At 72.4% G+C, this 26261-nt stretch carries 23 protein-coding genes; 9 read left to right on the plus strand and 14 right to left on the minus strand.

Annotated features, from left to right (window positions below; genetic code table 11):
• Positions 1-207 precede the first annotated feature (207 nt).
• The 3 genes from JK361_RS11810 to JK361_RS11820 form a co-directional block, all read right to left on the minus strand.
• On the minus strand, positions 208-489 hold the full coding sequence (locus tag JK361_RS11810; RefSeq protein ID WP_201815702.1) for a hypothetical protein: 282 nt from the start codon (positions 487-489) through the stop codon (positions 208-210).
• Between the two features lie 29 nt (positions 490-518).
• Complete coding sequence (locus tag JK361_RS11815; RefSeq protein WP_201815704.1) at positions 519-1007, minus strand: hypothetical protein; 489 nt, start codon at positions 1005-1007, stop codon at positions 519-521.
• Positions 1008-1497: 490 nt separating this feature from the next.
• Complete coding sequence (locus JK361_RS11820) at positions 1498-2898, minus strand: ROK family transcriptional regulator (protein WP_307787242.1); 1401 nt, start codon at positions 2896-2898, stop codon at positions 1498-1500.
• Between the two features lie 335 nt (positions 2899-3233).
• Between JK361_RS11820 and JK361_RS11825 the strand changes: the two genes are divergently transcribed.
• From JK361_RS11825 to JK361_RS11835, 3 genes are all read left to right on the plus strand, one after another.
• Positions 3234-4307 (plus strand): Gfo/Idh/MocA family protein, encoded by a 1074-nt coding sequence (locus JK361_RS11825; protein WP_201815708.1) that lies wholly within the window; start codon positions 3234-3236, stop codon positions 4305-4307.
• Positions 4307-4789, plus strand: a complete 483-nt coding sequence (locus tag JK361_RS11830; protein WP_201815710.1) for a heme-degrading domain-containing protein — start codon at positions 4307-4309, stop codon at positions 4787-4789. Before JK361_RS11825 ends, JK361_RS11830 begins: the two co-directional genes overlap by 1 nt.
• A gap of 83 nt (positions 4790-4872) precedes the next feature.
• A complete protein-coding gene (locus JK361_RS11835) occupies positions 4873-5736 on the plus strand; it encodes an LLM class F420-dependent oxidoreductase (RefSeq protein ID WP_201815712.1) in 864 nt (287 codons plus the stop codon).
• A gap of 276 nt (positions 5737-6012) precedes the next feature.
• Here JK361_RS11835 and JK361_RS11840 read toward each other — a convergent pair whose 3' ends face one another.
• The 4 genes from JK361_RS11840 to JK361_RS11855 form a co-directional block, all read right to left on the minus strand.
• On the minus strand, positions 6013-6870 hold the full coding sequence (locus JK361_RS11840; protein ID WP_201815714.1) for a fumarylacetoacetate hydrolase family protein: 858 nt from the start codon (positions 6868-6870) through the stop codon (positions 6013-6015).
• A gap of 278 nt (positions 6871-7148) precedes the next feature.
• A complete protein-coding gene (locus tag JK361_RS11845; protein ID WP_201815716.1) occupies positions 7149-7859 on the minus strand; it encodes a YidC/Oxa1 family membrane protein insertase in 711 nt (236 codons plus the stop codon).
• Between the two features lie 141 nt (positions 7860-8000).
• Positions 8001-8327: a DUF6412 domain-containing protein gene (locus tag JK361_RS11850; RefSeq protein WP_201815718.1), complete on the minus strand. Its 327-nt coding sequence runs from the start codon at positions 8325-8327 to the stop codon at positions 8001-8003.
• A 65-nt stretch (positions 8328-8392) separates the two neighbouring features.
• Entirely contained in the window at positions 8393-8920 is a 528-nt protein-coding gene (locus JK361_RS11855; protein ID WP_201815720.1) for a winged helix-turn-helix transcriptional regulator, read from the minus strand.
• A gap of 139 nt (positions 8921-9059) precedes the next feature.
• On the opposite strand from JK361_RS11855, the gene JK361_RS11860 reads away from it, so the two are divergent.
• On the plus strand, positions 9060-10454 hold the full coding sequence (locus tag JK361_RS11860) for an MFS transporter (protein WP_201815722.1): 1395 nt from the start codon (positions 9060-9062) through the stop codon (positions 10452-10454).
• A 15-nt stretch (positions 10455-10469) separates the two neighbouring features.
• On the opposite strand, the gene JK361_RS11865 is transcribed toward JK361_RS11860, so the two are convergent.
• A complete protein-coding gene (locus tag JK361_RS11865; RefSeq protein ID WP_201815723.1) occupies positions 10470-11330 on the minus strand; it encodes a class E sortase in 861 nt (286 codons plus the stop codon).
• Between the two features lie 437 nt (positions 11331-11767).
• Here JK361_RS11865 and JK361_RS11870 point away from each other — a divergent pair, with 437 nt between their 5' ends.
• Complete coding sequence (locus tag JK361_RS11870) at positions 11768-12778, plus strand: tetratricopeptide repeat protein (RefSeq protein ID WP_201815724.1); 1011 nt, start codon at positions 11768-11770, stop codon at positions 12776-12778.
• A 423-nt stretch (positions 12779-13201) separates the two neighbouring features.
• Entirely contained in the window at positions 13202-16348 is a 3147-nt protein-coding gene (locus JK361_RS11875; RefSeq protein WP_307787243.1) for a DEAD/DEAH box helicase, read from the plus strand.
• 229 nt (positions 16349-16577) lie between these two features.
• Here the strand turns inward: JK361_RS11875 and JK361_RS11880 are convergent, their stop codons facing one another.
• A complete protein-coding gene (locus tag JK361_RS11880; protein WP_201815726.1) occupies positions 16578-17057 on the minus strand; it encodes a DUF2267 domain-containing protein in 480 nt (159 codons plus the stop codon).
• Between the two features lie 473 nt (positions 17058-17530).
• Positions 17531-17959, minus strand: coding sequence for an Hsp20/alpha crystallin family protein (locus tag JK361_RS11885; RefSeq protein ID WP_201815727.1), 429 nt, complete (start codon positions 17957-17959; stop codon positions 17531-17533).
• A gap of 176 nt (positions 17960-18135) precedes the next feature.
• On the opposite strand from JK361_RS11885, the gene JK361_RS11890 reads away from it, so the two are divergent.
• Entirely contained in the window at positions 18136-18438 is a 303-nt protein-coding gene (locus JK361_RS11890; RefSeq protein ID WP_132786046.1) for a hypothetical protein, read from the plus strand.
• A gap of 45 nt (positions 18439-18483) precedes the next feature.
• On the opposite strand, the gene JK361_RS11895 is transcribed toward JK361_RS11890, so the two are convergent.
• Positions 18484-19293: a hypothetical protein gene (locus tag JK361_RS11895; RefSeq protein WP_201815729.1), complete on the minus strand. Its 810-nt coding sequence runs from the start codon at positions 19291-19293 to the stop codon at positions 18484-18486.
• 105 nt (positions 19294-19398) lie between these two features.
• Positions 19399-20355, minus strand: a complete 957-nt coding sequence (locus tag JK361_RS11900) for a GlxA family transcriptional regulator (RefSeq protein WP_201815730.1) — start codon at positions 20353-20355, stop codon at positions 19399-19401.
• Between the two features lie 276 nt (positions 20356-20631).
• Between JK361_RS11900 and JK361_RS11905 the strand changes: the two genes are divergently transcribed.
• Complete coding sequence (locus tag JK361_RS11905; protein WP_201815731.1) at positions 20632-21228, plus strand: hypothetical protein; 597 nt, start codon at positions 20632-20634, stop codon at positions 21226-21228.
• A 270-nt stretch (positions 21229-21498) separates the two neighbouring features.
• Here the strand turns inward: JK361_RS11905 and JK361_RS11910 are convergent, their stop codons facing one another.
• Positions 21499-23037 carry an MFS transporter gene (locus JK361_RS11910; RefSeq protein ID WP_201815732.1) on the minus strand — a complete coding sequence of 513 codons (1539 nt, stop codon included), beginning with the start codon at positions 23035-23037 and terminating at the stop codon, positions 21499-21501.
• Positions 23038-23107: 70 nt separating this feature from the next.
• Positions 23108-24421 carry a DUF445 domain-containing protein gene (locus JK361_RS11915; protein WP_236052737.1) on the minus strand — a complete coding sequence of 438 codons (1314 nt, stop codon included), beginning with the start codon at positions 24419-24421 and terminating at the stop codon, positions 23108-23110.
• Positions 24422-24618: 197 nt separating this feature from the next.
• On the opposite strand from JK361_RS11915, the gene JK361_RS11920 reads away from it, so the two are divergent.
• Positions 24619-25980, plus strand: a complete 1362-nt coding sequence (locus JK361_RS11920) for an SGNH/GDSL hydrolase family protein (protein ID WP_201815736.1) — start codon at positions 24619-24621, stop codon at positions 25978-25980.
• The last annotated feature ends 281 nt before the right edge of the window (positions 25981-26261 follow it).

The raw sequence follows: 26261 nt of genomic DNA on the forward strand, positions 1-26261 counted from the left end.
GCCGCCGGGGCCGCCGGGACGCCGGGGCCGCCAGGACGCTGTACGGCCGACAAGCCGCCCGGTCAGCGCACACCGGCGCCGTCGGGGACCACAGCCGTATGGCCGCACAGGTCACTCCATCCGCGCCCCCCGGGGGCCACCGGGACGCTGTGCGGCCGCACGGTCCGCTCCGTCAGCGCACGTCCGCGCCGTCAGCGCGCCGCGCCGTCAGGGGCCGCAGATGCGCTGTGCCTGCGAGGCCGTGGAGACGGTCTTCGCCTCCGCGTCCCCCAGCGCCCGCCGCTGGGAGGCGTCCGGGTGTCCCCCGTCGGCGACGATGCGCTGAAGTTCCCTCTTCAGCGCCTGGTAGTCGTGCTCCGCCTGCCCGGCGACCGCGAGGGCCTCGTCGCAGGCGCCGCGCCCGGTGACGGGCGAGGCATGGGCCGGCGGGCAGAGCGCGAGCAGCGCGGCGGCACCCGCCGCGGCCAGGGCAGGACGGATGGACACCATGAACGGACCTCCCGGGGCGGCTCACCCGGTCAGGACGAGAGCCTGACCCATCGGCTGCTGTCGCTCGTGTCGACGCATTCCTGGTAAGGGTTGGGGTCGCCCTGGCGTTCCCGGCACTTCCATGCGGCGCCGGCCGCGCGGACCTCGACGGACGTGCCCGCCGAGCCCCGCCAGACCTTGGTGTAGGCGGCCGCCACCCGGACAGCGGTGGCGCAGGACTTCTTCTCCGCCGCCCACACCGCGAGCCCGGACGCCTTGTCCGTTCCGCAGAAGGCGGGTTTCCGGTCCGGCGCCCGGTCCGTGCCCGCGAAGGCGTGGACGGGGACCGCGAAGGCCTGGACGGGGGGCGCGAAGGCGTGGACGGGGGGCGCGAAGGCGTGGACGGGGGGCGCGAGGGCTTGGGCGGAGGCCGCGAAGGTCTGGACGGGCGCTGCGAGGGCCTGGGCGGAGGCCGCGAGGCTGAAGATGGCGACGGCTCCCAGCAGGCCCGCCGCCGTTCTCATCCTGGTCGAATGCACTTGGTGCCCTCCTTGCCGGAAGGGGGGAGGCCGGGTGGATCGAGTACCCGTCCCGCCGTCCCTCCGCACACGCCGGGCCGGGGGGCGTCGCCGGGTGCGGAGGCGTTGGGGTGATCGTGCAGCATGGAGGCTGGTTGTGCAGCTTGAAGGACCGGGCACGCGGTTCGAGACCGGTCGCGCAACCTGGAGAACTCGTCGTGCGGCTTGGGATCCGGTCTGGCTGCCGGAGACCGGGCGCGGGGTCTGGCGGTCGGCCACACGATCGGAGGAGCCGGTCGCGCAGTTGCCGGCGCCCTTTCGGGGCAACGGCGCTCTCCGCCCCCGTAGCCGACGGGCGCCCCGGCGCGGGCAAGCGTGCCCACCCGCCGTACCTCGACTCCGGCACCGGGCACCGCGTCCGCGCCCCGACGCGAACAAGCCCGCCCGCCAGACACCGGCTCCGGCACTGACACTCGCACTCACACTCACACCCGCCGGCACCGGCACCGCGTCAGACGTCCCCCCGCCCGAACAGCGGCGCCAGCAGCAGCTGTGCCGCGCCCTCGGCCACCACCCGCTCCCCCCGCGGAGCGACCCGCACCGGCACGGGCCCCCCGCTCCGGCCCTCCCGCCGGGCCCGCGCCCCCAGCACCTCGCCGACCCCCCGCACGTACGCCTCGGGCGCCCGGGCCACCGTCCGTCCCCCGAGCAGCACGACGTCGATGTCCAGCAGCCCCACCAGATTCCCGGCCGCGACCCCCAGCACCCGCGCCGCCTCGGCCACCTCTCCGCGCGCCGCCGCCCCGAGGCACAGCACCTCCACGCACCCCCGGTTGCCGCACTCGCACAGCGGCCCGTCCAGCTGGACCACCTGGTGCCCGAACTCGCCCGCCCCGGTCCGCGCCCCGCGATGCACGCTCCCGCCGAACACCAGCCCGGCCCCGAGCCCGGTACCGAGGTGCAGATAGGCGAAGGATCCGCCCGCGGCGTCCTGCGCACCCCCGACCGCCAGTCCGAGCGCCGCCGCGTTGGTGTCCTTGTCCACCGCCACCGGCACCCCTAGCCGCTCCGCGAGCGCGTCCCGCAGCGGGAAGCCGTCCCACTCGGGAAACCCGGTGACCCGGTGCAGCACCCCGTGCACGTGATCCAACGGCCCGGGCAGCGCAACCCCGACCCCCACCAGGGTCCCAACCCCGGCGAGCCCCTCACCACCGGCACCGCAACCACGACCACCGGCCGCGCCGCCCCCGCCGACACCAGCGCCCACACCGCGACCGCCGGCAGCATCGCCCCCGCCACCACCGCCGGCCGCACCACGACCGTCGACCCCATCGCCCCCGTCGGCCCCATCACCGCCCTCAGCCGCACGACCATCGGCAGCTGGTCCACCACCACCTCTCGGCCCAGCCCCACCGCCCAGGCTCTCCCCCCTCGTCCCCGCCGTCCCCGCCGTCCCCACCGTTTCCTCAGCCGCCAGGTCCGCGACCACCTCGCGGACCGCCGTGCACACCGCTCCCAGCACGGCCTCCGCGCCCGCCCCCAGGTCCAGCTCCCCGCGCCGCTCCCCCACCACGGCCCCGTCCAGATCCACGAGTACGACCCGCAGTTCGTCGCGGTCCAGATGCACCCCGACCGCGTGTCCCGCCTCCGGTACCAGCCGGAGCACGGTCCGCGGCTTGCCCCCGGTCGACGCCCGCCGTCCGGCCTCGGCCGCGAACCCCTGCTCCCGCAGCCGCGCGGTGATCTTGCTGACGGCCTGCGGGGTCAGCCCGGTGCGTTCGGCCAGCTCCAGCCGGCTGATGCCCTCGGCCCCGGCGTCCCGCAGCAGCCCCAGTACCAGCGCGGCGTTGTGGCTGCGCACCGCCCCCAGGTTCGCCCCCGCCGACCCACCGCTCCGCGCAGCCGCCCCCACCGGTCCACCGCCACTCGCCGTGACTCCCACCGGTCCACCGCCTCTCCTCGTCGCCCTCGCCTGACCGCCGCTTCCGGCCGTCGCCCTCGCCTGACCGCCGCTGTCCGCCGCCGCCCCCGCCGCCGCCCCCGTCGTCGCCCTCGGCGTCGTCCCCGCCATCGCCCTCGCCTGACCGCCGCTTGCCGCCGTCGCCCTCGCCTGACCGCCGCTACCCGCCATCGCCCTCGCCTGACCGCCGCTACCAGGCGCCGCCCCCGCCGTCGCCCTTGTCCCGTCCACGGCCCCATTCTCCCCACCGCTTGCACTTTCGCAACAGCGTTGCCAAAGTGGGAGGCATGACTGCTACCCCCCTCCGCGTCGGTCTGATCGGCTACGGCCTGGCCGGCTCCGTCTTCCACGCCCCGCTGATCGCCGCCACCGAGGGCCTCGCCCTGGACACGGTGGTCACCGCCAACCCGGAGCGGCAGCAGCAGGCACGGGCCGAGTTCCCGGACGTGCGGACGGCCGCCTCTCCCGACGAGCTGTTCGACCGCGCGGCCGAACTGGACCTCGTCGTCATCGCCTCCCCGAACAAGACGCACGTCCCGCTGGCCACGGCCGCCCTGAAGGCGGGCCTGCCGGTGGTCGTGGACAAGCCGATCGCCGGCACCGCGGCCGAGGCCCGCGAGCTCGCCGCCCTCGCCGAGGAGCGCGGTCTGCTCCTGTCGGTCTTCCAGAACCGCCGCTGGGACAACGACTTCCTGACCCTCCGCCGGCTCCTCGCGGACGGCGAGCTGGGCGACGTCTGGCGTTTCGAGTCCCGCTTCGAGCGCTGGCGCCCGCAGCCCAAGGGCGGCTGGCGCGAGTCCGGCGACCCGGCGGAGATCGGAGGTCTGCTCTACGACCTCGGCAGCCATGTCGTCGACCAGGCCCTGGTCCTCTTCGGCCCGGTCACCGAGGTCTACGCCGAGGCGGTCGTCCGCCGCCCCGGCGCCGAGACCGACGACGACACCTTCATCGCGCTGACCCACGCCGGCGGTGTCCGCTCCCACCTCTACGTCTCGGCGACGGCCGCCCAGCTCGGCCCCCGCTTCCGGGTGCTGGGCTCGCGTGCGGGCTACGTCAAGTACGGGCTGGACCCGCAGGAGGCGGCCCTGCGCGAGGGCAGCCGCCCCGGCTCCACCGCCGACTGGGGCGCGGAGGACGAGGCGCTGTGGGGTCGCATCGGCTCCGGCGAATCCCCGCTGACCGGTGGCGGCAGGCCCGAGCCGACGCTCCCCGGCGACTACCCCGCCTACTACGCGGCCGTCGCCGACGCCCTGCGCGGCGCCGGCCCCAACCCGGTGACCGCCCTGGAGGCGGCTGCCGCGCTCGACGTACTGGAAGCGGCCCGCAGGTCCGCCCTGGACAAGGTGACGGTGACCCTCTGATGACCCCGACCACTCCCGAACTCGTCCCGTCCGTCGAGGAACTGGAGGCGCAGCAACGGCGCCTGGTGTTCCCGCGGTTCACCCATGACGACGCCTGGGCCCTCGGCTCCCTGCTGTTCGAGCTGGCCCGGGAGCGCCGGGCGCCGGTCGCCATCGACATCCACCGCGCGGGCCAGCAGCTCTTCCACGCCGCCCTGCCGGGCTCCACTCCGGACAACGACGCCTGGATCGCCCGCAAGCGCCGGGTGGTGGAGCGCTACGGCGCCGCCTCCTACCTGGTCGGCGCCCGTTTCCGGGCCAAGGGCACGACGTTCGAGGAGTCCTCCCGTCTCGACCCGGACGTGTACGCGGCCCACGGCGGCTCCTTCCCGATCACGGTCGACGGCGCCGGTGTGATCGGCGCGGTGACCGTCTCCGGCCTGCCCCAGCTCCAGGACCACCGGCTGGTCGTGGAGGCGCTGGAGCATTTCCTGGACGGGTGACGCGCCCGGGAATCATGTGAAGGGGCCCTCCGGTTGGGAATGCCTGTACGCATGATCACGGCCCGCCCCGGAGGGAACGCCCCATGAGCACCTTGAAGGACAGGATCGGCCGCTACGGCGTCTGGAGCGTCGCCCTGCGTTCCGAGGACTCCTCCCGGCGTGGAGAACTGGCGGAGGCGGCGGCCGAGTTGCAGGAACTCGGGTTCGGAGCCGCGTGGCTGGGCGGCAGCAGCGCGGCCCGGCACGCCGCTCCGCTGCTGGAGGCCACCAGCACGCTCGTCGTCGGCACCAGCATCCAGAGCATCTGGCAGTACGACGCCGAGGAGAGCGCGGCGGCCTTCGCCGAGGTCGAGGCGGCCCACCCCGGCCGCTTCCTGCTGGGCCTCGGCGTGAGCCACGCCAAGCTCGCCGACCAGTACCGCCGCCCGTACTCGGCGCTGGTCCGCTACCTCGACGCCCTGGACGCGGCGGGCGTACCGGCCGACCGCCGTGTGCTGGCCGCCCTCGGCCCGAGGCTCCTGGAGCTGTCCCGGGATCGGGCGGCGGGCGCGGTGCCGTACCTGGTCACCCCGGAACACACCGCCCAGGCCCGCGGAGTCCTCGGCGAAGGCCCGCTGCTCGCACCGGAGTTGAAGGTCGTCCTGGAGCCGGACCCGTCCCGTGCCCGCGCCCTCGCCCGCGGGGCCCTGGCGATGTACCTCGCCCTGCCGAACTACACCAACAACTTCCTGCGCCTCGGCTTCACCGAGGAGGATCTCACCGGCGGCGGCAGCGACCGGCTGGTCGACGCGGTCTTCGCCTGGGGCGACGAGAACCGGATCCGCGAGCGCATCGACACCTTCCGGGCCGCGGGAGCGGACCACCTGGCCCTCCAGCCGATCACCGACGGCCCTCGGGACGCCCTCCCGCGGCAGGAATGGCGCAGACTCGCCGCCTGCCTGGCATGACCTGTCCGAGCCCGGGGGGGTTCGGGGAACTACGCGACCGGGCCGTGGGAACCGCACGACCGGGCGCGGGGAACTGCGTGACCGCGCACGGGATCTGCACCACCGGGCGCGGGGAACCACACGACCGCACACGGGGAACCGCATGACGGCGCACGGGGAATCATGCAACCGGGCGCGGGATCTGCACCACCGGGCGCGGGGAACCGCACGGCCGGCCACAACGCGGTCGCGGCCGAAGATCAACGCCGCAGTTCCCCGGCGCTCCCGGCGGAGCGCCTACGCGTCCTTGAGCTGCTGCCGCTGCCGTCCGAGCCCCTCGATCTCCAGCTCGACCACGTCACCGGCCCGCAGGTACGGCTTGGGCTCGGGCTGTCCCATCGCCACCCCCGCCGGCGTCCCCGTGTTGATGACGTCCCCGGGGTGCAGCGTCATGAACCGGCTGAGGTACCGCACGACCTCACCCACGGGGAAGATCTGCTCGGCCGTCGTACCGTCCTGCTTCAGCTCCCCGTTCACCCACAGCCTCAGCGCAAGGGCCTGCGGGTCGGCCACCTCGTCGGCCGTCACCAGCCACGGGCCGAGCGGATTGAACGTCTCGCAGTTCTTGCCCTTGTCCCAGGTCCCGCCGCGCTCGATCTGGAACTCCCGCTCGGAGACGTCGTGCGCCACCGCGTACCCGGCGACGTGCGCGAGCCCCTCCTCGGCCGACTCCAGGTAGCGGGCCGTACGGCCGATGACGACCGCGAGTTCGACCTCCCAGTCGGTCTTCACCGAGCCGCGCGGCACCAGCACCGTGTCGTGCGGCCCGACGACGGTGTCCGGCGCCTTGAGGAAGACGACCGGCTCGGTGGGCGGCTCGACGCCGGTCTCGCGGGCGTGGTCGTGGTAGTTGAGCCCGATGCACACGACCTTCCCGATCCGGCCGAGCGGGGGTCCGACGCGCAGTCCGGCCGCGTCCAGTACGGGCAGCTCACCGGCCTCGGCCGCCGCCCGCACCCGGCCGAGCGCGGCGCCGTCGGCGAGGAGCGCACCGTCGATGTCGTCCACGAGGCCCGACAGGTCCCGCAGGGTCCCGTCGGCGTCGAGCAGTGCGGGGCGCTCCGCACCCGCCGTACCGACTCGCAGCAGCTTCATGGTCACCGTCTCCCTCGATCGCGGGGCGCCCGCCGATGTGTGCGGCCATCGGAGGACTGGCTGATCCTCCAAGTCCGGCGTCCACTCCGCAAGACCCTGTTCACGTACTGGACCGTAGCCATGACCGCTCAGCGGCACGGCGCGCCCTGCTCAGCGGTACGGCAGGGCGCGTTCGGCGGTACGCAGGGCCTGCTCAGCGGTACCAGGGCGCGTCCAGCGGTACGGCAAGGGCCTGCTCAGCGGTACCAGGGCGCGTCCAGCGGTACGAGAGGGCCTGCTCAGCGGTACAGCACGGCCTGTTCCGCCGCGCTCCAGGCCGTACTGGTGACGATGTACAGCGCGGCGGCCAGCGGGACGACCGCCACCGTGACGAGGGTGAAGAAGGACAGGAACGGGGTGACCCGGGTGATCGCGGCGAGGCCGGGCACCTGGGCACCCGCGGCGAGCGGGGCGGCCTGCCGGGCCGTCGTCCGCCGGGCGCGCCGGTAGTTGACGGTGGCGACGGCCGCGACGAGGGCGAACAGGCCGAGGTAGACCAGTCCGGCCGGGCCGGCTATCCCGCCGTCGGTGAGCGCGTCGGCCCAGCGTCCGCCGAGCGGTGCCGCGAACAGCGTGTGGTCGAGCAGGCCGTTGCTCTCGCCGCCGATCGTGGTGCTGGAGAACAGGTGGTAGAGGAGGAAGAAGGCGGGCAGCTGGAGCAGGCTGGGCAGGCACCCGGCGAGCGGCGGGACCTTTTCCTCGGTGTGCAGTTCGAGCACCGCCTGCTGGAGCCGCTGGGGATCCTTCGCGTGCTTCTTGCGCAGGTCGGCGATTCTCGGCTGGAGCGCGGCCTGGGCGCGCCTGCCCCGGGCGGCGGCCCGGGACAGCGGGTGGACGAGGAGCCGTACGAGCGCGGTGAACAGGACGATCGCGGCGGCCGCCGCGGAGGCGTGGAAGAGGGGGGTCAGCAGGTCGGCGAGGTGCTCGACCAGGCGGGCGAAGACGGACATGGGTGAGCCCTCCAAGGGGTCTCGTCGTGCCGGAAGTCACCGGAAGCGGCCGGTGAGGAAGGGAAATCGGCATGACGACCCGCGCGGGGTCACGCAAGGGAGGAGGCTCGGCCCGAACGGCGAGACTCGGCGAGACGTGCCCTACGCGGCGGTCGCCGCAAGGGCCTGTCCGGGTGCCCTGGGCCGGCGCCGGCCGGGCGCGTCGGGATCGCGCTGGGGCAGGAAGGCCGTGCGCCGGGCCCGGTCGCGTATCGCCGTCCGTATGTGGGTGGGCGGGATGGCGGGGGCGCAGCTGGCGGCGAGGAGAGAGCAGAGGACGAGCGCGGAACCGGCGGCCGCGGTCGCGGCGAGGGCGACGGTGGTCGTGATGCTGCCGGTGTCGAGCAGGGCGATGGGCAGCAGCAGGAAGAGCAGGAGGGCGACGGGACGCATGCCCGCCACACGACCTGCGGCACCACCGCGGATCATCGCCTCCCCCTCCCTGCGGTCTGCGCTTCTACGCACCGCTTCCCTTTTTATACAGGATCGCTGCGTCATACATGATCGGTCTCCAGGGGCTCCAGCAGCCGCTTCGGCTTGAGCAGCGCCCTGCTGACCGGATCCGCCGGGTCCGGATCGAGTCCGGGCCCCGGTTCCATCACAACGTCCGGGACCGGTACGACGGTTCCGCACGCGGCACATTCGCCGTACGGTCCGAGTTCGGTGCCGCAGACGGCATGCCGGAAGTAGCGCAGCCGGCTCTCGCCGAAGTGCTCTCGCCCCCACAGTCCGAGCGCGCGCAGGGTGGGCCACAGGGCGATGCCGCGCTCGGTGACGACGTACTCGTCGCGCGGCGGCGACTGCTGGTACCGGCGCCTTTCGAGGATGCCCTCGGCGGTCAGGGTCTGCAGGCGGGCGGCCAGGACGGCGCGCGGGATGCCGAGGTGGACCAGGAAGTCGTTGTAGCGCCGCACTCCGTAGAGCGCGTCACGGACGACGAGCAGCGTCCACCGCTCGCCGACGACCTCCAGCGCGCGGGCGATCGAGCACTCCTGCGTCGCGTAGTCCTTGCCCAGTGCCATGCCGTCCACTGTAACCACCCCTCGACCATAGATTCAGTGAACGAACTGATGGTGCTACGGTGAACGGGTCAGGTGAGTTCAATGACTGAACCATGGTCGCCTCGCCGCCCGCCCAGCCCCGGAAGGACAGGACCACGCCATGACCGGGCTCGACTCCGCCGCCATCACCCCCACCGCCGCACGCGGCCTCGCCGCCCGGGACGCCCCCGCACGCCCCCGCGCCACCCTCGCCCTGACCAGCGCTGCCACCGCCGTGGCCCTGATGACGTACACGGCCCCGATGGTCACGCTGCCGGACACCGCGAGCGCCCTGCACACCCCGCTCTCCGCCCAGGCGTGGCTGCTCAACGGCACTCCCCTCGGCCTCGCCGCCCTCCTGCTCGTGGCCGGCAGCCTCGCCGACGACTACGGCCGCCGCCGCGTCTTCCTCGCCGGCACCCTGACCCTCGGCCTCACCACCGCCCTCGGCGCGTTCACCACCTCGACCTGGCAGTTCACCCTGGCCCGCATCGCCCAGGGCGCGGCCAGCGCGGCCCTGCTGGCCAGCGCCCTCGGCCTGATCGTGCACGCCTTCCCCAGCCCGCGCGGCCGGCTGCACGCCACCGGCGTGTGGGGCGCCTTCGTCAGCGGCGGCATCGCCGTGGGCCCACTGCTCGCGGGCGCGCTGCCGAACTGGCGGATCGGCTACGGCGTCCTGGGCGCCGCCGCCCTCGTCGTGGCCGCGCTCGGCACCCGGGCGCTGGCCGAGTCACGCGCACCGCGCGGCGGCCGGCCGGACGTGCTCGGCGCGCTCACCTTCGGCCTGGCCCTGGTGGCTCTGGTCGCGGCCCTCACCCTGGGCCGCGACGGGTGGCTGCGCGCCCCGGTCGGCCTGCTGCTCGCGGCGGCCGTCGTCCTGGTCGCCGTGTTCGCCGTGGTGGAACACCGGACCGGCACCCCCATGATCGACCTCGGCCTGCTGCGCCGCCCCCGCTTCCTGGCCTCCTCCGCGGGCGGCCTGTTCACCGGCCTGGCCGTGATCGGCATGTTCAGCTTCCTGCCGGCGCTGCTCCAGCAGGCGCTCCGGCTCTCCCCGCTGGCCACGGCCTGGCTGTTGCTGCTCTGGTCCGGGCTGAGCTTCGCCGTCGCCCTCCAGGTCAAGCACCTGGCAGGCCGTATCGCCCCGCGCACCCAGCTCGCCGTCGGCTTCGCCCTGCACACGATCGCCACGGTGACGATGCTCGGCGCCATCGGGTCCGGCACCTGGACCCGCCTGCTGCCCGGCCTGATCGTCGGCGGCATCGGCAGCGGCCTGCTGAACGGCGCGCTGCCGCTGCTGGCCGTCGAGTCGGTACCGCCGGAGCGGGCCGCGATGGGCTCCGGCGCCCAGCAGACCTTCCGCTACATCGGCTCCTGCGCCGGCGTGGCCCTGACCATCGCCCTCGCCACCTCGGCCACCGCCCCGTCCCGGGGCGCGAACATCGCCCTGCTGGTGTCGGCGGGCCTGGCGGCCGTGGGGGCGGCGGCGGTACTGGCGTTGCGGGAACGGGCGTGAGCGGCCGGCCCCGGCTCACCTCGGTCGCATGGACACCAGCTTGGCCCACACCACCAGCCGGTACCGGGAGGTGAACTCGGGCGTGCAGGTGGTGAGCGTGAGGTAGTAGCCCGGCTCGTCGTACCCGTACCCGGGCCGGACGAGCGAGCGCGGGACCGGCCGGACGACCCCCGAGTCCCTCGCCGACGTCCGCGGCAGCACCTGGTCGACGCCGTACGTGTACGTCGCCGACCGGGTCTCCACCTCGATGACGTCCCCCCGCCGCAGCCGGGGCAGGTACCGGAACGGCTCGCCGTGCGTGTTCCGGTGCCCGGCGAGCGCGAAGTTCCCGGCCCGCCCCGGCTGCTGGGTGCCGCGGTAGTGACCGACGTAACCCTTGTCGAGGACGTCCGCCTTGCCCACGCCCTCGGCGACGGGGACGCGCAGGTCCAGCCGGGGGATGGTGAGCACGGCGTACGCCTGGGACCGCCGGGGCGGTGCCGCGGGGGTGTACGGGCTCCGTGACGAGCGGGACGCCCCGGAACCACCCGGCTCCGGAGCGGAGGCCGCCCCGGAACCACCGGAACCACCGGAACCACGGGAATCACCGAAGGCACCGGAGGCACCCGAGCCGCCGGTACCGCCCGGCTCCCCGGAGGCTTCGCCGTCGGCGCTCGCCGTACCGCTCCCCCACTCCCGCTCCAGCGCCGCCACCTTCCGCTCGGCCCCGCGCCGGGCCTCGCGGTTGGTCCACCACAGCTGGTGCACGACCAGCAGCAGGAGGACCAGCCCGGCCGTCACGAGCACCTCGCCGCCGCCCCACAGCACCCGCCTGCGCCGGGCACGCCGCCGCCGGTCCCCGTGCCGTACGACCCGCACACCCGCCACAGCCCGCATCCGCGCCCACCTCCAGCCGGAGCCGCCCGCACGATAGGCGCAGCGCCCTCAACTGGCCAGAGACAGGGCGACAAGCCCGCGGGACAGGGGGCCACAACCCGTCCGAGACAGGGGCGACACCCCGTCCAGGACAAGGGGCGGCGGACCGGGCGGGACAAGGGGCGGCGGACCACGCGGACAAGGGGCGGCGGACCGGGCGGGACAAGAGGCGGCGGAGGGGCGCCGGACCACGCGGACAAGAGGCGGCGGACCGGGCGAGACGAGAGGCGGCGGACCGGGCGGGAGGCGACTCTCGGTCCAGCGGCAGGGCGCCCTGGTGGCCGTTCGCCGGCCGGGCGACCGCCGGACGGCACGGGCGTCCGGCGCGCCCCCTCCTCTCCCCTCCCGCCCCCGACCGCACCTCACTTTTGTCACCGCCCGGCAGTACGGTGTCCCCCATGCGCCCCGACACGCCTGCCGAGAACGTCGACCACACCGCCGAAGCGGCACGCCTGGAGCGGACCGCCGGCCTGTACCCCGAGGACGCCGAGACCCTCCTCCTGCGGGCGGCGGCCCACCTGGAACTGTCCGGCGACCGCCCCGCGGCGTCCACCGTCTACGACCGCCTGCTCAGCTCCGCAAAAGGCCTGGACAACCCCCATCTGGTACGGGCGCTGAAGGCGTCCAACCTCTGGGAGTACGGCCACGAGGCGGAGGCGAGGGCGATCATCGAGGGCATCCGCACGACGGCGCCCCGGGACCCGGCCCCCTGGGTGATCGCGGCCGAGGCCCTCGAAGCCCACGACGAGCTGGAGGCGGCGGAGGACACCTTCACGGAGGCGGCGCGCCTCTTCCTGCCGGACGCGACGGAGCCGTCCCCCGCCACCCACGCCGTCCTCTACGGCCGCCACCGCGTCCGCCGCATGCTGGGCCTGCCGCACGACGACTGGGACACCCTGGCCGACACCCTCCACACGTCCCCGATCACCCTGGACGAACTCCACGACCCGAAGCGCGTGTGGTCGCTGGGCTCGGACAACCCGGCGGAACTGGAGGCGGAGATCTCCCGCCTGCGCGCGGAACTGGGCGCCTACCGAGAGGCCCTCTCCCGCCCGTTCCCCGTGGCGGTCCTCCACTGGCCGGCCCCGGAGCTGGCGGAGCTGCTGTCGGCGTACCCGACCCTGACCTCGGAGTACCCGTCGCACGAGGCCCACCTGTCGACCATAGAGTCCTCCCTCCGCGAACTCTCCGCCTCCGGCACCCCCAACCTGGGCATCGTCACGGGCACGGTCCCCTCGTACGAGGCCTTCGCAGCCTCGGAAAGCACGTCCCCGGACGACGCCACGCTGCTCCCGCAGTACGCAACGACACTGGCCGCGCGCGGCCGAGCGGTGGCCTGGCCTCCGCAGCGGGGGGCGGAGTGCTGGTGTGGGGAGGCCAAGAGCTACACGGCGTGCCACGGCGCGTAAACGCTTCCCGAGACCCTACGCATCCCGGAGCAAGCCGCTAAACCGACCCGGCGTGCCGCCCCACGGCTGTGCGCCATGCCGCTCCGGCCGGCCCTCCAGCCCACTCAGGCAGCCACTCCCCTGAGGCCCCGCCCTCCCCGGGCCGCCCGCTCGCTTTTTCCCCGTGCTGGAGCGGCCCGGGTCAAGGGTGGCCCGAAGGGCCATCGGCGCCAGCCGATGCGGGAGCGAAGCGGACGCGCCCTTGAGGCGGGCCGCGGAAGCACGACAATGCCGAGAAACGGGCGGCCTCACGGCTACTAGGGGATGCCAGCGCCTCGGCTGCGTTTCAACACCCAGCCCCACTTGTCAGTAGGTGCTGTTAGAACTGATCCATATCGGTGCGCGAGGTCGTGCAGGGGCACCGCGAGGGATCAGGGGGGAAGCGTGGCGGAACCGACGGGCGGGTCGAAGCCAATCGCGGGCGTGTACGAGAAGCTGATCACGCAGGACGTACGCAACGAGTTGGAGCGATTCGAAGCGGCGGGCTGGAAGGTCATCGACGCCGAGGTCAGCTCGGAGTCAGCTCCTCATGTCCTGGCTCGCCACATAAGTGACGCTGTCGGCCAACGGTTGGCACAACTTCCGGCAGCGGAGCGCGTTAAGGCAGCGAACCGCATCCTCGATGCTCTCGCTACGAGTGCTCCCGAACCGGGCGATGCGGACGCCGTCAGCGCCATCGTCGAGGGCCCGCGGCAACTCTTGACGCTCGCACGGCAGGAGGCCCCGGGGCTATACGCCCTGCGCCCCTTGACGCCTCTGTCTGAGACGTCGCTGATCACCAATTCCCCGGAGGACCTCAGCCTTGGTGCCGAGCTCAGGGCGGAGCTGGCCACGGCAGACCGTATTGATCTGCTCTGCGCCTTCGTGAAGTGGTACGGCATCCGTGTCCTGGAAGAGTCACTGCGCGCCGCCAGGGAACGAGGCGTGCCGATTCGTGTCATCACGACCACCTACATCGGCGCCACCGACCGTCATGCCCTCGACCGCCTGGTCCGGGACTTCGGCGCCACAGTAAAGATCAACTACGAGACACGTTCCACCCGACTGCACGCCAAGGCCTGGCTCTTCAGACGTGAGACAGGCTTTGACACCGCGTACGTGGGCAGCTCCAACCTTTCGAAGGCGGCGCTTGTCGACGGTCTGGAGTGGAATGTACGCCTGTCGTCGGTAGCAACGCCTGCGGTGCTGAACAAGTTCGAGGCCACCTTCGACGCGTACTGGAACGACATCGCATTCGAGACGTACGACCCTGACCTCCACGGCGAACGTCTCGATGAAGCGCTGGCCCAGGCGAGTGGCTCCCACGCCAGCACGGACCTGAAGATCAGCCTCTCCGGCCTGGAGGTACGCCCCTTCCCCCACCAGCGGGACATGCTGGAGCGGCTCACCGTCGAGCGGGAACTCCGCGGGCGGCATCGCAACCTTCTGGTCGCAGCGACTGGAACCGGCAAGACGGTGATGGCCGCCCTGGACTACCGCAACCTATGCCGCGCGTCGGACGGGGGCCGACCGAGACTGCTGTTCGTGGCCCACCGCAAGGAAATCCTCAAGCAGTCTCTCCGTACCTACCGCGAGGTGCTGGACGATGCGTCGTTCGGAGAGCTGCTGCACGCAGGGCAGGATCCACGTGAGTGGGACCACGTCTTCGCTAGCGTCCAATCGCTCAATGTCCAGCGCCTTGAGCAACTGGCACCCGACCACTTCGACATCATCGTCATCGACGAGTTCCACCATGCCACCGCCGCCACCTATCGGCGGGTCATCGACCACTTCACGCCGAAGGAACTGCTGGGTCTGACGGCCACGCCCGAGCGGATGGACGGGCTCAACGTTCAAGACGAGTTCTTCGAGGGCCGGATTGCCGCCGAGATGCGGCTCTGGGAAGCCCTGGAAAACGATCTGCTCTGCCCTTTCCACTATTTCGGAATTCCAGACGGCACAGATCTGACAGACCTTGGCTGGCAGAAGGGCTCATACGCCGATCAGGACCTCGACAACCTGTACACGGGCAACCACGCCCGTGCACGGATTGTGGTCAAGCAGATCCGGGACAAGGTTTCCAACCCCGGCGAAATGCGGGCGCTGGGCTTCTGCGTAACCAAGGCGCACGCTCATTTCATGGCGGACTTCTTCCGAAGCGCCGGCTTCCAGGCAGTCGCGCTCGACAGTGACTCTCCCTCCGATGTGCGCTCCCAGGCACTGTCTGACCTTCGGGACGGAAAGCTCCAAGTGATCTTCTCCGTCGACCTGTTCAACGAAGGACTCGACATCCCTGACGTCGACACGCTGCTCCTCCTCCGCCCCACCAACAGCGCCACCGTCTTCCTGCAGCAGTTGGGGCGGGGCCTGCGGCGAACCGAAACGAAGCCCGTACTTACCGTTCTCGACTTCATCGGGCAGCACCGGGCTGAGTTCCGCTTCGAGGAACAGTTCCGGGCCATGACGAACCTGTCGCGGAACCGACTCCTCGACCACATCGAGCATGACTTCCCGCAGCTGCCATCCGGCTGCCAGATCATCCTGGAAGGCAAGTCGAAAGACCTCGTCATCGACAACATCCGCACCCAGCTGGGCGCCACGGTGAAGACGCTGGTCAAGGAAGTCAGGACCTACGGCACGCCCCACCTCGCCGACTACCTTCGGGAGAGCCGTCGCGAGATCAAGGAGCTGTACAAGAGCGACAACTCCTGGACGGCAGTCCTACGCCGAGCCAACCTGATAGACGAGTCTGCACCTGCGGGGGAAGCCGCCCTTCTCAAGCGGGTCCACGCCTTCCTCCACGTAGACGACCCGGAGCGGGCGGAGGCCTATCTTCGCCTCCTCCAGGACGACGCTCCACCGTACGAGGACCTGAGCCTCACCGATCAGACGTACGCCCGCATGCTGTTCTTCAACCTCTGGGATAACGCAGGTGTCTTCACCAGCTTCCAGGAGGGGCTGGACTCCCTGCGTTCCCAGAAGGCGGTGCGCGACGAGTTGCGGCAGGTGATAGCGCACGTCATCGAGCAGGCTGACCATTTCCCCATTGCGCTGTCCGGCCGCCTCAGCGAGGTCCCACTGAAGGTTCACAGTGCCTACAACCGCTCCGAGATCCTCGCTGCCCTCGGCGTGGCGCGCTTCGGAGGGCAGATGCCCCGGTCCTTCGCACAAGGTGTGCAGTGGGTGGAGGAGCTTCAGACGGACGCCTTGCTCATCACCTTGGAGAAGAACGAGAAAGACTTCTCGCCCACGGTCCGGTACAAGGACTACGCACTGAGCCCCACGCTCTTCCACTGGGAGTCCCAGAACGCCACGGCCGCCGACTCCCGCACCGGTCTGCGCTACCGGCAACACCAGGATCGCGGCAGCCATGTCCTGCTTTTCATGCGGCGCTACAAGAACACCGATATAGGTAAGTCCCAGCCATGGATGCTGCTCGGACCTGCCACCTACGATCAGCACACCGGCAGCAAGCCAATGGCGATCACCTGGCGCCTGAAGCACGAGCTTCCGGCCGACGTGTGGACCTACTCGACCATCACGGCAAGCTGACCGAGGCATGCCGCGCTGCTGGGCAGGGGCGTTCTGCGTCGACCTGGAAGTGAGTCTGGGCACGCTCCAGCACCTCGCCTGAGTGGGCGGTGTGTGTGAGTGCCATTGGGCCTCCCGCTTCTTTGGTCAGTGTCGTGCTTCCGCGAGGGATCGGGCGGAAGTGTCGGCTGAGGGTCGCCGCAGGGCGCCGCTGTCGGGGTGAGAGTCAACGCGGCGCCCTGGTGCGGGGTTATGCCGTCGGGGCCAGGTCTGCCCGGCCGAACAGGAGGGCGTAGCCCGGCGGGAGTTGAGCGAGGAGACGGGTGGTCAGGGACTCGCCGATCCTGTCCGCCAGGACGCCGAGCACCGTACTGACGTCCCAGCGGGCCGTGGCGGGGGTCGAGCCCTCGATGCGGGACGCCACCGACTCCACGAACTCCCGTGCCGTGAGGGGATGCGTCGCGGGTATCTGGGACGCGATCACCCGGCCCGCCTCCCGGGGGAGGGACTGGGCGAGGGATACGCGTTCTTCGCCGGTCACGTGACTGCCCAGGGCGGAGAGGACCGTGCGGGTGACGCGTTCGGCCTGCAGTCGCGTGCCGTACTGGCCCGCCTCGCGTACCGACTCGGTCAGTTCCTCCCAGCGCGCGGCGTCCGCAGCCTCGCCTGTGCGCAGACCAGGGGCGGGGATCGCGGTTCTCGTCTGCGGCTGCGTCGTCGTCACGGTCATCGTGGTGGCTCCTCCTCCGGGACACTTCCGGGCACCGGGACATTCGGTATCCGGGACATCCGGTATCCGGACGTCTGGTACCCCGCAATTCGAAAGGCATGGGCGGTAGTTCGGCCAATGTGCGGCATGTGGTCTCATGCGGCTTGTGGGGCGGCGGCACGGTCCACGGTGCGTCGCGGTCCACGGTGCGGTGCGGTCCACGGCGCGTCGCGGTCCGCGGTGCGGTGCGGTCCGCCGGTGCGGTGCGGTCCACGGTGCGTCGCGGTCCGCGGTGCGGTGCGGCACTCGCGTCCCGGGCCCAGGGGCGGGCTCGGGACGCGTGGGTGCGGTCGGCTCGCGCCGCGTGGGCCGGGGGCGCGTGGGTGCCGTCGGCTCGCGCCGCGTGGGCCAGGGGCGGGGCCGGTGCGGTTCGGCCGGCGGGCCGGGGCCGTGGTCCAGCCGGCCCCTCCCGGCACCTCGCTCCGGCCGTCGGTTCAGCCGCTGATCTGCTTCCGGCTGCCGTCTCCGCCGCTGATCTGGATACGGCGCGGCTTGGCCTGTTCGGCCACCGGGATGCGCAGGGTCAGGACACCGGCCTCGTACGAGGCGTCGATGCGGTCCGTGTCGAGCGTGTCGCCCAGGAACAGCTGGCGGGTGAACGTGCCCGTCGGCCGTTCGGCGACCACGACCTGCGCGCCCTCGGGGGCGGGGCCTCGTCGCTCGGCGCGGACGCTGAGGACGTTGCGTTCGACGTCCAGCTCGATCGTCTCGGGGTCGATGCCCGGCAGGTCGAAGTGGACGAGGAAGTCCTCCCCGGACCGATAGGCGTCCATCGGCATGGCGGACGGGCGGGTGCTGTTCGGGCCGAACACCTGCTGCGTGAGCCGGTCCAGTTCACGGAACGGGTCAGTACGCATGAGCATCACAGGTCACTCCTCTCTTCTGGCACTGAGTGCGATGCCCTACGCCTTCTTATATAGCTCGGAGCCGGAAAGTTGACAAGCTCAGACTCAGGTCCGGATGGTCCGATCGCCCGCGCGTAGCCTCGGGGCAGACATAAGGGACGACCGACGGATACGACGGATACGAGGAGGCACTCATGGCCAGGGTTCCCAGCGCGGTTGTCGCCGCTACCGGGCTTGTCGGCGGCTACGGCGTCGCCCGCTGGACGAAGAAGCGGCAGCTGGGCGGGGCCGTCCTGGCCGTCGCCGGTGCCGCGGCGGCGCAGCAGTGGCGCGCGCGGGCCGGCGGGAAGGCGGCGGGCGCGCTGACCGCCGCCTACGTGGCCGCCTTCGCCGGGTCCCACCCGCTCGCCAAGAAGGTCGGCGCCTGGCCGTCCGTCCTCGGTGTCGCCGGCGCCGTCGCCCTCGCCTCCTGGGCCGTCGCCGACCGCAAGGCCTGAGCGGCTCCTCCACCCGGCCCGCTCACGCGGGCCCGGTCGGAGGCGTCACCTCCCCAGCGCCCCGCGCAGCGTCATCCCGTGCCGTGTGCGCAGTCTCCGTACCTCCCAGACCGACAGTGCCGTCACCGAGACGGGGCCGCCGAGCAGGAAGGTGTAGAGGACCACGGGCGGGGCCGCGACGTCCGGGCCGTCGAAGAGGCCGAGGACGAACAGGGACCAGACCAGCAGCGGGGAGATCAGGGCCGGCAGCAGCTCGTGCACGTCGCCCAGGCGGAAGCAGGAGTTGAGGCCGTGGACCAGCGCGACCAGCGTGAAGAGGACCGCGAAGACCAGCGCCAGCGCGCAGACCAGGCCGCCGATGATGAACAGCGCCACGAGCAGCAGGCCGACCAGGATGCCGTGGTAGCCGACGTCGGCCGTCGAGATGATGTCGCCCTTCAGCATCTTCACCATCAGCCAGGCCGCCCCGGCGCCCAGCGCGATCGCGCCCAGTGAGCTGAGCGGACCGGCCAGCCGGGCGGCGTAGCGGCGGCCCAGCGGGGAGCGGGCCGCGACGATGAAGGCGGTCACGGCGACGAAGCCCACGACGAGGGTGAGACCGCTGCCGATGAGCAGATCCTCCACCTTGCCCATGACGAACTGCTCCCGCCCCTCGGCCAGCGGATACGCCATCAGCAGCCACACCGTGGCGACGATCCCCACCGCCGTACGGGCCCACTGGAGTCCGGAGACGACCGGGTCCTCGATCCGGTCGGGACGGGACGGCGCGGTCAGCGTCGTGGCGACCGCGAAGGGACCGGGTATCGACCGTATCGACCGCAGGCGCGCGGACGCGCCCCCTCGGCTGCTGCTCACTGACACTCCCCCGAAGACGTACCGAACGGCGGCGCGCGCCCGGCGAGTTCACCCGTTCGCACGTGCCACGGCCCGTCACCCTAGCCGATCTTGGGGGAGCCGCCCTCACCTGTTCCCGTCACCCTGCCGGAACGCCTTCCGGTAGCCCTGCGGACTCGTCCCCACCACCTTGCGGAACCGTTCCCGGAAGGCCGTCGGGGAGCCGAACCCCGTCTGGAGGGCGATCCGTTCGACCGGATGGTCCGTCGTCTCCAGCAGGTACTGCGCCCGCCGCACCCGCGCCCGGTGGAGCCACTGGAGCGGTGTCGTACCGGTCTGGTCCCGGAAGCGCCGGTTGAGGGTACGGGTGCTCATGCCGGCCTTCCCCGCGATCTCGTCCAGCGTCAGGTCGCGGTCGCAGTGGTCCTCCAGCCAGTGCAGCAGGGGCTCCAGGGTCGCGCCGGCCGGGGCCGGGGGGAGGTCGTGGACGATGAACTGGGCCTGCCCGCCCTCCCGTTCCAACGGCATCACGGACAGCCGTGCCGCGTGCGCGGCGACCGCCGAACCGAAGTCCCTGCGGATCATGTGCAGGCACATGTCCAGGGCCGCCGCCGCCCCCGCCGACGTCAGGAACTGGCCGTTGTCGACGTACAGGACGTTCGGATCGACCGTCACCTCCGGATACATCGCCGCCAGCCGGCCGGCCGCGAGCCAGTGCGTCGTCGCCCGCGCGCCGTCCAGCAGGCCCGTCGCCGCGAAGAGGAACGCACCCACGCAGATCGACGCGATACGCGTGCCGTTCGCCGCCGCCGAGCGGAGCGCTTCGGCGACCCCCGGCGGCAGCGTCTCCGGGGGCTCCGCCACCCCCGGCAGGATGATCGTGTCGGCCTCGGCCAGCGCCTCCAAGCCGTACGGCGCCCGCACCGCGAAGGCACCGGCGCTCACCTCGTCCCGTACCGAGCACACGCGCACCCGGTACGGCTCCCGGCCGTCGGGCAGCCGCGCCCAGCCGAAGGTGTCGATGGGGGCGGACAGGTCGAACGGGATGACGCCGTCCAGCGCCAGTAAGGCCACGGTATGCATGGCAGGAACGTAGTCGTACGACGGGTTGTCGCCAACCTGGGCAGCCGGGGAACCCGGCACCACACCCGGCCCGGCACCCGGCCCGGCCCGGCACCCGGCCCGGCCCGGCACCCGGCACCCGGCACCCGGCACCCGGCACCCGGCACCCGGCACCCGGCACCCGGCACCCGCATCATGGCAGGAGGTTCACCGGGCTCCGCCTCGGTGGCGGGAATCCGTCGACAGCCGGCAATCACGCCACTGTCGGGGGATCTTCGCCGCTCCTACCGTCGCCCCGTGACCAAGTTCCTCCTCGCCGTCCACGTCATCGCCGCGATCCTCGCCGTCGGTCCGGTCGCCGTCGCCGCCAGCATGTTCCCGCCCGCCGCCCGCCGGGCCCTGGCCACCGCCACCGCGCCCTCCACGGCCACCGCCACCGCACCGTCCACCGCACCCGCACCCGCACCCGCACCCGCACCCGCGCAAACCGGCACCGTCGGGCCCGGCGACTTCAACGACCCCAGTGGTATCGGCGGCTCCGGCAGCATCGACGGCTTCGGCGGCTCCGACGCCACGGGGACGCTGCGGCTGCTGCACCGGATCTGCCGGGTGTACGCCGTCGTCGGCGTCGTCGTCCCGGTCTTCGGGTTCGCCACCGCGAGCCGGATGGGCGTGCTCGGCAGCGTCTGGCTGATCGTGTCGATCGCGCTGACCGCCCTCGCCGCCCTCGTGCTCGCCGCGCTGGTCCTCCCGGCCCAGAGCGCGCTCGTCGAGGGCGACGGTACGGCCGCGGTGACCGCCCGGCTCGCGATGTACACCGGGCTGTTCAACCTCCTGTGGGCCGCGGTGACCGTCCTGATGATCGTCCGGCCGGGCTCCACCACCGGCGCCTGACGCCCACCGCGCCGGCCGGGCTCCACCACCGGCACCCGACGCCCACCGCGGCCGACCGGGCCCCACCACCGGCACCCGACGCCCACCGCGCCGGCCGGGCCCCCTACCGGCACCCGACACTCACCGCACCCGACCCTCACCCACCGACCGGACTCCACCACCGTCACCCGACACTCACGCCACCGGCCGGGCCCCCACCGGCACCCGACACTCACCCCACCGGCACCCGACACTCAGCCCACCGGCCGGCCCCCTACCGGCACCCGACCCTCACGGCCTGCTCGCCGCCGGTGGGGCCGCCGGGCCGCGGCCCCGGCCGCCGGAACCGTCGCCCTGCGCCACCGCCCGGGCCCGGCCCGCCACCGCCGTCAGCGGGCGGGCGATGTCCTCCAGGGACCGGCGTTCGGCCCGTACCGCGAGGAACGCCGCGACCAGGCCGGCCGCGCACATCAGCGCCGCGCCGACACAGAAGGCGAGAACCGTGTCCCCGACCTTGCCGGTGCCCGTGAGATCGGCGAACAGCAGCGGCCCGCTGATACCGCCGGCCGCGGTCCCGAGGGCGTAGAAGAAGGCGATGGACATCGCCCTCGTCTCCATCGGGAAGATCTCCGACACCGTGAGATAGGCACTGGAAGCCCCCGCCGAAGCGAAGAACAGCACCGCGCACCAGCAGGCGGTCAGCGTGCCCGCGGTCAGCGAGCCCCGGTCGAACAGCCACGCCGTGCCGAACAGCAGCAGACCCGAGAGCAGGTACGTCGAGGAGATCATCACCCGGCGGCCGACCGTGTCGAACAGCTTCCCCAGCAGCAGCGGGCCGCAGAAGTTGCCGACCGCGATCACCGCGAAGTAGTAGCCGGTGTGGTCGGAGGGCACGTCGAAGAACTTGGTCAGGATCGCGCCGAAGCCGAAGGTGATGGCGTTGTACAGGAACGCCTGGCCGATGAAGAGGGAGAAGCCGAGAACGGCGCGCTTGCGGTACCGGCCGAAGACCGTACGGGCGATCTCCAGGAACGACACGCTCTTGCGCTGATGGATCTCCAGCTCACCCTGGGGCTCGGGAAGCCGCCCGCCCTTCTCCGACTCCACCCGGCGCTCGATGTCGGAGACGATCTCCTCCGCCTCCCGGTCCCGGCCGTGGATCAGCAGCCAGCGCGGGCTCTCCGGGACGTGCCGCCGTACGAGGAGGATGACGAGCGCGAGGACCGCACCGAGAGCGAACGTCAGCCGCCAGCCGACGTTCGCGGCCAGCAGGTCCGTGTTCAGCGCGACGATCGACAGCAGCGAACCGCCGACCGCGCCCAGCCAGAAACTGCCGTTGATCATCAGATCGACCCGGCCGCGGTAGTCCGCCGGGATCAGCTCGTCGATCGCCGAGTTGATCGCCGCGTACTCGCCGCCGATGCCGAAGCCGGTCAGAAACCGGAACAGGAAGAACCACCAGGCTTCCCAGGACACGGCCGTCAGGGCCGTCGCGGCGAGGTACACCGCCAGGGTGATCATGAAGAGCCTCTTGCGGCCCCAGCGGTCCGTCAGCCGCCCCCAGAACAGGGCCCCCGAGCACGCACCCGCCACATACAACGCGGCGGCCACGCCCGTGACCTGACCGGAGGAGATCGACAGGCCGCTGCCGGGCTCCGAGAGCCGGCTGGCGATGTTGCCGACGACCGTGACCTCCAGGCCGTCCAGGATCCACACGGTGCCCAGGCCGATGACGATCGTCCAGTGCCAGCGCGACCAGGGCAGCCGGTCCAGCCGGGCGGGGATGTCGGTGGTGATGGTCCGGCCGCTCTCGGCCTCGGCTGTGCTCATGGGCACCCCTCCTCCTCCAAGGACGGATGTCCGGGTGCCCTGACCTCGTCGAAATAGGCCGGGCCCCCCTTCAGGCCCCCACTCCGCGCGAGACCGCGTAGATCAGCAGACCCGCCAGGGATCCCACCACCGTGCCGTTGATCCGGATGAACTGCAGGTCGCGGCCGATGTGCGCCTCGATCTTGCGGGTGGTGTGCTCGGCGTCCCAGCCCGCCACCGTGTCCGTGATCAGCAAGGTGATCTCCTTGCGGTACGTCGTCACCACGTGCACCGCCGCGCCCTCCACCCAGCTGTCGACCTTCTCCTGCACCTTCGGCTCGGTCGCCATCCGCGCACCCAGCGACAACAGCGCCGCCCGCACCCGCCGGCGCAACTGGCTGCGCTCGTCCTCCGCGGCCGCCACGATCATCGACCGTACGGCCGTCCACGCGGACGCGATCAGATCCTGCACCTCGCCCCGGCCCAGCACCTCACCCTTGAGCCGCTCCACCCGCACCCGCGTGTCCGTGTCGGACTGGAGGTCGGAGGCGAAATCGGTGAGGAAGCGGTCCAGCGCGCCACGCGCCGGATGCGAGGGCATGTCCCGCATCTCGGTGACGAACCGCAGCAGCTCCTTGTACACCCGCTCGCCGACCTTGCGGTCCACGAACCGCGGGGTCCACCCGGGCGCACCGCCCTCCACGGCCACCATCACATCGTCCCGGTGCAGCACCAGCCAGTCGTGCGCGCGGGCCACCACCAGGTCCACGGCCCGCCGGTGCCCACCGTCCGCGACGACCTTCTCCAGCATCTTGCCGATCCCCGGGGCGATCTCCTGGGTGTTCGCCCGCCGGGTGATCGCCTCACCGACGACCGCCTGCACATCCGAGTCCCGCAACACGGTCAGGGCCCCGCGCAGCGCGGTGGCCAGCTCCGCCGTCACCCGGTCCGCGTGCTCCGGCTCCGCCAGCCAGGCACCGAGCCGGCTGCCGATGCCGACCGCCCGCAGCCGCTGCCGGACGACGTCCTCGGACAGGAAGTTCTCACCGACGAACTCGCCCAGCGAGATGCCCAGCTGGTCCTTCTTGGTGGGGATGATCGCGGTGTGCGGAATGGGCAGCCCCAGCGGATGCCGGAAGAGCGCGGTCACCGCGAACCAGTCGGCGAGCGCGCCGACCATGCCGGCCTCGGCGGCCGCCGCCACGTAGTCCGCCCACTGCCCGGCACCGTCGTGCGCAGCGAACTTCGCCAGGACGTAGACCACCGCCACGAACAGCAGCAGGCCCGTCGCCGTGAGCTTCATGCGCCGCACCCCGCGCCGGCGCTCCTCGTCGGCCGGGGTGAACGCCGTCATGGTCCGGTACGACACGCTCCGCGCCGGTGTTCCCGTCTCGGTAGGTTCCATCAGCTCCACCCGTTCGGTGATCCCGCCCACAATTGTCCCTTCCTGACCGACTCCCGGAACAGAACAGGAGTTCCCGGTGTCTGTCTGAGGCGGGAGCAGTGGCAGGGGCCTGTCAGGTCTCCCCGGCCCGTGACGGATCACGGGCTCAGCAGGATCGGAGCCTTCAGCTCCCATCTTCCGAGGAGAACAACACAAGCATGGCCAAGCGTCATGTCGACGGTGCCGGGGTGTCCCCCGCGAAGCACCGTGCCGTCCTGAGCGCCCTCGTCGCGCTGGTCGTGGCCCTGTCCACCGCCATATACGTCACCGTCGCCGCCGACGACGGCACCCCCCGCACCACCCTCGCCGACGGCCGCCCGCACCACGGCGCCGCCGCCCCCGCCTCCACCGGCACCTGGGCCGGCGCCTGGGCCACCGCCCCCGTCGGCGGCGAACCCGGCACCGAAACGGCCGGCCTGGCGGGCCGCTCGGTCCGCAACGTCGTGCACACGAGCACCGGCGGCACGAGTGCCCGCGTCACGCTGTCCAACCTCTACGGCCGGTCACCCCTCACCCTCACCCACGCCTCCCTCGCCCTGGCCACGGGCGCCGGCACCGCGACCGCCGACGCGCAAACGATGCGCCGCCTCACCTTCAACGGCAGCACCAGCGTCGTCATACCCGCCGGCGGACAGTCCGTCAGCGACGCGACACCCCTGGCCATCCCGCAGGGCACCGACGTCCTGGTCACCACCTACTCCCCCACCCCGTCGGGCCCGGTCACCTACCACCCGCACGCCCGGCAGGTGTCCTACCTCGCCACCGGCGACCACACCGAGGACACGACCGGCACCCCGTACACCGAACAGACCCCCTACTGGCGCTACCTCACCGCCCTCGACGTCCTCGGCGACGAGGCCGCCGGCACCGTCGTCGTCTTCGGCGACTCCATAACCGACGGCGTCACCTCCACCGTCGGCGCCAACCACCGCTGGCCCGACATCCTCTCCGGCCGGCTGCGCGGCGCCCTGGCGGACGGCGGGCAACCGCCCCGCTACAGCGTCGTCAACGAGGGCATCAGCGGCAACCAGGTCCTCGCCGGCGGGCTCGGCCGGCCCGCCGAGAACCAGAGCGGCCTCGGCCGCTTCGGCCGCGACGTCCTCGCCCGCACCAACGCCAAGGCCGTCGTCATCGACCTCGGCGTCAACGACATCCTGCGCAACCCGCGGGTCGCCGACCCCGACCGCATCGTCACCGGCCTGCGCACGCTGGTCCGCCAGGCGCACGCCCGCGGCCTCAAGGTCGTCGGCGCCACCCTGATGCCGTTCAAGGGCCACCGCGCCTACACCCCCGCCCGGGAGGCGGTACGCCGGCAGATCAACGAGGAGATCAGGGCAGGCGGCGTGTACGACGCGGTCGTCGACTTCGACAAGGCCCTCAGGGACCCCTACGACCCCCGCCGCCTGCGCTCCGAGTACGACTCCGGCGACCATCTGCACCCCAGCGACCTGGGCTACCGCACCATGGCCGAGACCTTCGACCTCGACACCCTGAACGGCACGGGACAGACGGAGCTGTAGCGGGACCTCGGGGGCGGACGGAGCGGCGACCGGGGGCTCAGGCAGGGCTCAGGCAGGCGGAGCGGCCGCCGAGGCTCGGGGCGGACGGCGGCGCGGCCGGGCGCGTTGGACGGACGGGGGGCCTGCCAAGGGCACGGGGTCACAACCGCTGGTGGCTCGCGGCAGGCGGGGGCTCGAGCCGGCGACTCGGGGCAGGCGGAAAGCTCGGGCTGGTGGCTCGCGGCAGGCGGGGGCTCGGGCTGGTGGCTCGCGGCAGGCGGGGGGCATGGCCGGGGTCGGGC

Origin of the sequence: Streptomyces musisoli (assembly GCF_016741855.1) — a bacterium.
GTDB lineage: Bacteria > Actinomycetota > Actinomycetes > Streptomycetales > Streptomycetaceae > Streptomyces > Streptomyces musisoli.